Origin of the sequence: Kitasatospora sp. NPDC057512, from assembly GCF_042802135.1 — a bacterium.
Lineage (GTDB): Bacteria > Actinomycetota > Actinomycetes > Streptomycetales > Streptomycetaceae > Kitasatospora.
In genome coordinates this window covers 1-6,464 of sequence record NZ_JBHVET010000513.1, presented here as the reverse complement: position 1 = coordinate 6,464, position 6,464 = coordinate 1, and the positions used below count along the sequence as shown (strand labels likewise).

Genomic DNA, 6,464 nt, shown 5'->3' with positions numbered 1-6,464 from the left:
GCGGCGGCGCGTTGGAGGGCGCTGGCGAGGAGGGCGAGGTCGGTGGGGCCGTTGCCGAGTTCGCGGACGGGGCGGCGGGCCGGCGGGGCTCCGAGCTGGAGCGGGTCTATCGCGACGACGGTGGGCCGCAGGGTGGCGGTGCGCGGGATGCGGCCGCTGATCCGGGCGGTCTGGAAGGCGGTGACGCCGCCGTCCGGGAGGCGGAGGTAGCCGCGGCCGGGGGTGTCCTCGGGCAGGGCGGCCGCGTCGCCGAGGTGGATCAGCAGGTCGGAGTCGGCCGGGTCCTCGGTGCGCAGGGCGATCCGGAGCAGCGCGGCCTCGTCCACCTCGGTGCCGGCGCTCTCCTCCGGGCGGCCGGTGGCGACGGCGAGGTGGACGCCGAGCGGCCCGCCGCGGCGGGCGACGGCGGCCAGCGCGCGGGCGAGCGGGCGGCCGGCGGCGGAGGTGGGGGAGAGCAGCGCGTCGTAGTCGTCGACGACGACGACGAGCCGGGCGGGGGGAGCGGCGGGGGCGGTCGGGCGGGGGCCCTCCGCGCTGCGCGGCGGGATGATCCGGGGCGTGGTGGCCGCTCCGCCGCCGACGACGGCGGGCACCGGGACCTTGGGGTGTTCCGCGTCCGCCTCCGGCCCGTCCAGGCTCTGCGCGTCGAGGCTCTGCCCGCCCAGGCTCTGCCCGTCCAAGATGCGGGCGGCGTGCCAGGAGGCGAAGTCCAGCCCGTCGAACAGCCGTTCCCGCAGGGTGAGTTCGTCCTCCAGCGCCTCGGCCGCGAGCAGTGCGGCGCGCGGGTCGGCGGCGGCGTTCACCCGGCCGGTGACGTGCGGCAGCTCGGTGCAGCCGTCCAGTCCGTCCTGGCCCTCCGAGGTGGCCCGGCCCTCGATGATCGTGACGGCGAGCCGCCCGGGCCGTTCGGAGACGGCGAGCGAGGCGACCAGGGTGCGCAGCAGCTCGGTCTTGCCGGAGCCGCGGGCGCCGCCGATCAGCAGGTGCGGGCCGCCCGGGTCGGGGGAGGGGACGGTGAGTTCGGGGTCGGCGAGGTCGAGGGTGCAGAGCTCGTCCCGGGTGGTGCCGAGCAGGGCGGTCGCGGCGCCGATGCCGCCGGCGTGGGCGTCCCAGCGGGCGGACAGCTTGGCCGGGGTGACGGTGTCGAGCTGGAGCAGGTCGAGCAGCCGCAGCACGTCGGGCAGCGGGCCGCGGGCGGCCGGGGTGGCCTCGCGCAGCGGGGCGAGGACGCGGGCGAGCCGTTCGGCCCAGGCGTCCGAGACGGCGTCCAGCGAGACCTCGTGGAGGGTCTCCCGGCCGCGGGCGACCGGCCGGGACAGCGACAGCTGGGTGCCGACCTCGCCGGTGATCAGGGCGGTGGCGCCGAGGCCCCGGGGGAGCAGTTCGGGCTGCTCGGCGAGGCAGATCGGGAAGATGCCGACCGCCGGGCCCTGGCGCAGCAGCAGGTCGAGCGCCTGCCGGGCGGCCTCGGTGGCCGGGCGGCCGTCGACGACGACCACGGTGGCGGGGTGGCCGGCGAGGCCGCTGGGGCCGCTGAGCCGGGCGGTGAGCTCGGTCAGCCGGGCGGTGGCCTGTTCGTCGTCGAGGCCGATCAGCAGTCGGCAGTCCTGGCCGTCGACCGGGCGCAGGTGGGGCAGCCACAGGGCCCAGGCCCAGGTGTCGACGCGGTCCTCGGCGGCGCGGGCCGGGTCGGCGTCGACCACGACCAGGCTCAGCCCGGTCGGCGGGTGCAGCGCGGCGAGCTGGGCGACGACGGCGCGGGTGAGCGCGTCCAGGCGCTCGCGCGGGCCGCTGAGGCCGAGGCTGCCGGCGGTCTGGAGGTCGAGGGTGACCGGGACGGCGGGCAGCATGGTGCCGGGCGTGGTGCCGGGGCCGCCGGGGCGGTCGGCGGTGCCGAGCCGCAGGGTGAGCGCGTCGGGGTGGCCGGGGCCGCGCTCCCAGAGCCGGGGGCCGGGGCCGACGGCGTTGAGCAGCAGGGTGGCGAGGTCGGGCCAGCGTTCGCGCTGGGCGGCGGTCTGGCGCAGCCGCACCGCGGCGTGGTGGCGTTCGGCGCTCTCCTGGCCGGGCGGTTCGGCGGCGCGGCCGGGCAGCAGGGAGAACAGGCCGCGGCCGCGGCCGGGCGCGGGTTCGGGGGCGGCGGGCGGCTCGACCACGGGCGGCGCGGGCCGGACCGGTCCGGGGGCGGCGAGCTGGAGGTGGCCGTGGCCGTCCGGCAGGGCGGCGCGGACGGCTCCGGCGGCCTCGGCCGGGTCGGGGGCGGTCACCTGGAGGGTGGACTCGCCGATCCGCAGCACGGCGCCGGGCTCCAGCGGGACGGCGGCCTCCGGCGGGACGGGCGGGACGAGCCGGCCGTCCAGGGCGGTGCCGTTGGTGGAGCCGAGGTCCCGTACGGAGATCCGGCCGTCCTCGGCGAGGTGCAGGGAGAGGTGCAGCCGGGAGACGTCCGGGTCGTCGAGCGGGACGTCGGCCTCGGCGGAGCGGCCGATCCGGATCTCCCGGCCGTGCAGCCGGTGCACGCCGCCGGCGTCGGGGCCGCCGACCACCCGCAGTTCGGCGGCGGCGGGGGTGTCGTCGGGGTCGTCGGCGGTGGGGTCGGGCTCGTTCAGACTGAGGACGGCGCCGTCGAGCAGCGGGGGGTGGCCGAGCAGGGTGTGCTCGTCGACCCGGTGCGCCCCGGCGTACAGGTGCACGTGGGTGGCGGCCCGCGGCCCGCGCACGCCCACGGCACCCGCGAGCGCGCCCGCGATGGCGCCGAGTGCGGTGCCGACGGGCGCGGTCACCAGCACGTCCACGTAGGGGATGGCGGAGCCGGCGGCGGACGGGCCGCTGCGCGGTCGGAGGACGGTCAGCCGGATCTGCATCTCGCCCGCGGGTCCCTTCTGCTGATGTGAAGCCTGGTGCCGCTGCCCGGTGCCGTGGGCACCGTTGGGCCACACGAGTGGCGAGTGTCCATCCTGCCATCCGTCGTGGACGGTCCGCGCACCGTACCGGATTTGACGATCTTGCGATCGTGGCGGCGACCGGGGCGACGGGGAGTCAGGTCGACGGCCATCTCGCGGGGTGCCCGGGACCTTCCCTAGGGGATCTCCCCCAACCCTTCCCCAGACCGTGCGGATGGCCTGCCGACCACCTCAAAAACCCGTACGGTCACCGTTAGAGTGGCCGCAGACACGGGCCCGGCAGGCTCACCGCACCGGCGGAGGAGCGCCCCGCGCGGGCGGCACGGCGAGGAGTGCGACAGGTGCGGCCAGTCGGCAGCAAGTATCTGCTGGATGAGACCCTCGGGCGGGGTGCGACCGGCACCGTCTGGCGCGGCGTGGTGCGCGAGGACGTCCAGGTGCCGGGCTGCCACCCCGGGCAGCGGGTGGCGATCAAGGTGCTGCGCGAGGAGCTGGCCGCCGACCCGGACGTGGTGATGCGCTTCCTGCGCGAGCGCTCCCTGCTGCTGCGGCTGACCCACCCCAACATCGTCCGGGTCCGCGACCTGGTCGTCGAGGGCGAGCTGCTGGCCCTGGTGATGGACCTGGTGGACGGCCCGGACCTGGCCCGCTACCTGCGCGCCAACGGCCCGTTCAGCCCGATCGCCGGCGCCCTGCTGATGGCCCAGGTCGCGGACGCGCTGGCGGCCAGCCACGCGGACGGGATCGTCCACCGCGACCTCAAGCCGGCCAACGTGATGCTCGCCTCCACCGTGGTGGACGGCGCCGAGCGGATGCACCCGCTGCTGACCGACTTCGGCATCGCCCGGCTCGCCGACTCCCCGGGCGTCACCCGCACCCACGAGTTCGTCGGCACCCCCGCCTACGTCGCGCCGGAGTCCGCCGAGGGCCGTCCGCAGACCTCCGCGGTGGACGTGTACGGCGCCGGGATCATGCTGTACGAGCTGGTCACCGGCCGCCAGCCGTTCCAGGGCGACAGCGCCCTCGCCGTGCTCCAGGCCCACCTGGCCCAGGAGCCGCAGCGGCCTAGCACCATGCCCGAGCCGCTCTGGACGGTGATCGAGCGCTGCCTGCGCAAGGACCCGGCCCAGCGGCCCGGTGCCACCTCGCTGGCGCACGCGCTGCGGGTGGTCGCGGCCGGGGTCGGCGTGCACGCCTCCCCGGCGGCGGTGGACGAGGCGCTGGCGGTCGGCGCCCTGCTGCTGCCGGACCCGCAGCCGACCGCCGTCCCCGGCAGCGTGCCGCCGCTGCCGCCCGTGACGATGCCGGGCGCCCCGGCCCCGGGGGTGATGGCCCCCGGTGTCATGCCCCCCGGTGTCGAGGACCGCACCCAGGTGCTGCCGCCGGTTCCGGGCGGGCAGTACGACCCGGCCGCGGCGACCGCGGTGATGGGCACCCAGCCGCCGCCCCCGCAGGGCGCCCCGGACCGCACCCGGGTGATGCCGCCCGCCGCCGTGCCGCCGCCCCCGCCCGCCGCGCCCCCGCAGGAGGAGGCGCCGCACCCGTGGCAGACCCAGCTGCGCGCGGCGCGGGACCGCAACCAGCAGACCCAGGTCGGCTACTTCGGCCCGGAGGACTACGAGGACCTCCCGCAGCCGCAGGTCGCCCCGCAGCCCTACCAGGCCGGGCAGGGGGGCCAGCCCGGACCGGGCGGCCACGGCGGACAGGGGTACCGGCCGGGCCAGGGCGCTCCGGGCGGGCGCCCCGCTCCGCAGCAGCCCGGCGGCTACCGCCAGGCCCCGCCCCCGCCCGGCTACGCCCAGCGCCCGCCGGTGGCCCCGCCGCCCTACCAGGCGGGCCAGGTCGGTCAGGGCGGTCAAGCCGGCCAGGGCGGCCAGCGGGGCCAGGGCGGCCGTCCGCAGCCGCCCGGCGGCTACCGGCAGGCCCCGGGCGGGTACGGGCAGTCGCAGGGCGGCTACCCGCCGGCGCCCGCGCCCACCCCGGTGGCGCGCCGGGCCGAGCCGCCCGCGCCGCAGTACCGGGAGGCCCCGCCGCAGCGCCGCGAGGAGCCGCCGGCCCCGGCCCGCCGCGAGCCCGGGCCGGCCCGCGAGCCGCGCCCGCGCAGCCGCAACCGGATGTACATCCCGGGGCTCGGCTGCCTCAAGGGCTGCCTGATGGTGCTGCTGGTGCTGGGCGTGGCCGGGGTGGCGCTGTGGAACTTCACGCCACTGCCGCACTACTGGGACAACGTCGTGGGCTGGTTCGACTCGGCGCGCGACTGGGCGAACAGTCTCTTCGGCAAGTAGCGCCGCCCGAGGCCGGAGCCGAGGCCAGGCCGGAGTCGAGGCCGGAGCCGGAGCCGGAGCCGGAGCCGGGCCCGGACGGTGTTCCGGCCTCCGGCCCGCCCGGGCGGCCACATTGACGCTATGTCGACAATTATCGAGATTTCTCGGCCGGGACTCCCGCTCCGGGCCCTCCGGGCGGCCCCCGCAGGCCCTCCGGGCGCGTAGGTTGGTCGCTGTTGTCCCGCCCCACCGAGCGCGCCGGACCCCCGGAGCGCTCCCGCGCCGCCCACGGAGCAGCATTGGCACGCAAGATCGGCAGCCGGTACACCGTCCACCAGGTGATCGGCCGGGGTTCGGCCGGGACGGTCTGGCTCGGTGAGGGGCCCGACGGCCCGGTGGCGGTCAAGCTGCTGCGCGAGGACCTCGCCGCCGACCAGGTGCTGGTCGGCCGCTTCGTCCAGGAGCGCACCGCGCTGACCAGCCTCGACCACCCCCGGGTGGTCGGCGTGCGCGACATGGTGGTGGACGGCAGCGACCTCGCCCTGGTGATGGAGCTGGTCCAGGGCACCGACCTGCGCTCCCGGCTGGAGCGGGACGGCGCGCTGCCGCCGCAGACCGCCGCCTCGATCATCGCCGACGTCGCCGACGGCCTGGCCGCCGCGCACGCGGCCGGGATCGTCCACCGCGACGTCAAGCCGGAGAACGTCCTGCTCGACCTCGCCGCCGCCCCCGGCCCCGGCGGCGCCCCGCGCGCCAAGCTCACCGACTTCGGGGTGGCCCGCCTGGTCGACGCCCCGCGCCGCACCCGGGCCACCCGGATCATCGGCACCCCCGACTACCTCGCCCCCGAGATCATCGAGGGCCTGGAGCCGCGCGCCGCCGTCGACATCTACGCCCTCGCCACCGTGCTGTACGAGCTGCTGGCCGGCTCCACCCCGTTCGGCGGCGGCCACACCGGCGCGGTGCTGCGCCGGCACGTCACCGAGCAGGTGCCGCCGATCCCCGGCCTGCCGGACGGGCTGTGGCGGATCATCTCCGAGTGCCTGGCCAAGGCCCCTGCCTCCCGGCTGCGCGCCGCCGAGCTGGCCTCGCGGCTGCGCGAGCAGCTGCCCTCGCTGGCCGGCCTGCCGGTGCTCGCCGTGCCCGGCCAGGGCCGGGCCCCGGCCGAGGAGCAGCTGACCCCCGGCGAGGCCGTCTACGCCGAGATCGACGCCGGCCCCGGCATCCACAAGCGCCGCCGCGGCCCGGCCGTCCCGCTGGTGCCCGGCGCCGCCCCGGACTCCACCCGGGACACCCACAC

The 6,464-nt window shown here is 78.1% G+C and carries 3 protein-coding genes; 2 read left to right on the top strand and 1 reads right to left on the bottom strand.

Features of this window, described 5'->3' with window-relative positions:
* Positions 1-2,861 (bottom strand): FHA domain-containing protein (locus ACFU6K_RS27830; protein WP_380667507.1); only part of this gene is annotated, 2,861 nt, incomplete at its 3' end.
* A 380-nt stretch (positions 2,862-3,241) separates the two neighbouring features.
* Here ACFU6K_RS27830 and ACFU6K_RS27825 point away from each other — a divergent pair.
* Together ACFU6K_RS27825 and ACFU6K_RS27820 are read left to right on the top strand one after the other, a co-directional pair.
* Positions 3,242-5,185, top strand: a complete 1,944-nt coding sequence (locus ACFU6K_RS27825; RefSeq protein WP_380667505.1) for a protein kinase — start codon at positions 3,242-3,244, stop codon at positions 5,183-5,185.
* A 278-nt stretch (positions 5,186-5,463) separates the two neighbouring features.
* Positions 5,464-6,464: serine/threonine-protein kinase (locus tag ACFU6K_RS27820; RefSeq protein ID WP_380667503.1), on the top strand; the 1,001-nt coding region annotated here is incomplete at its 3' end.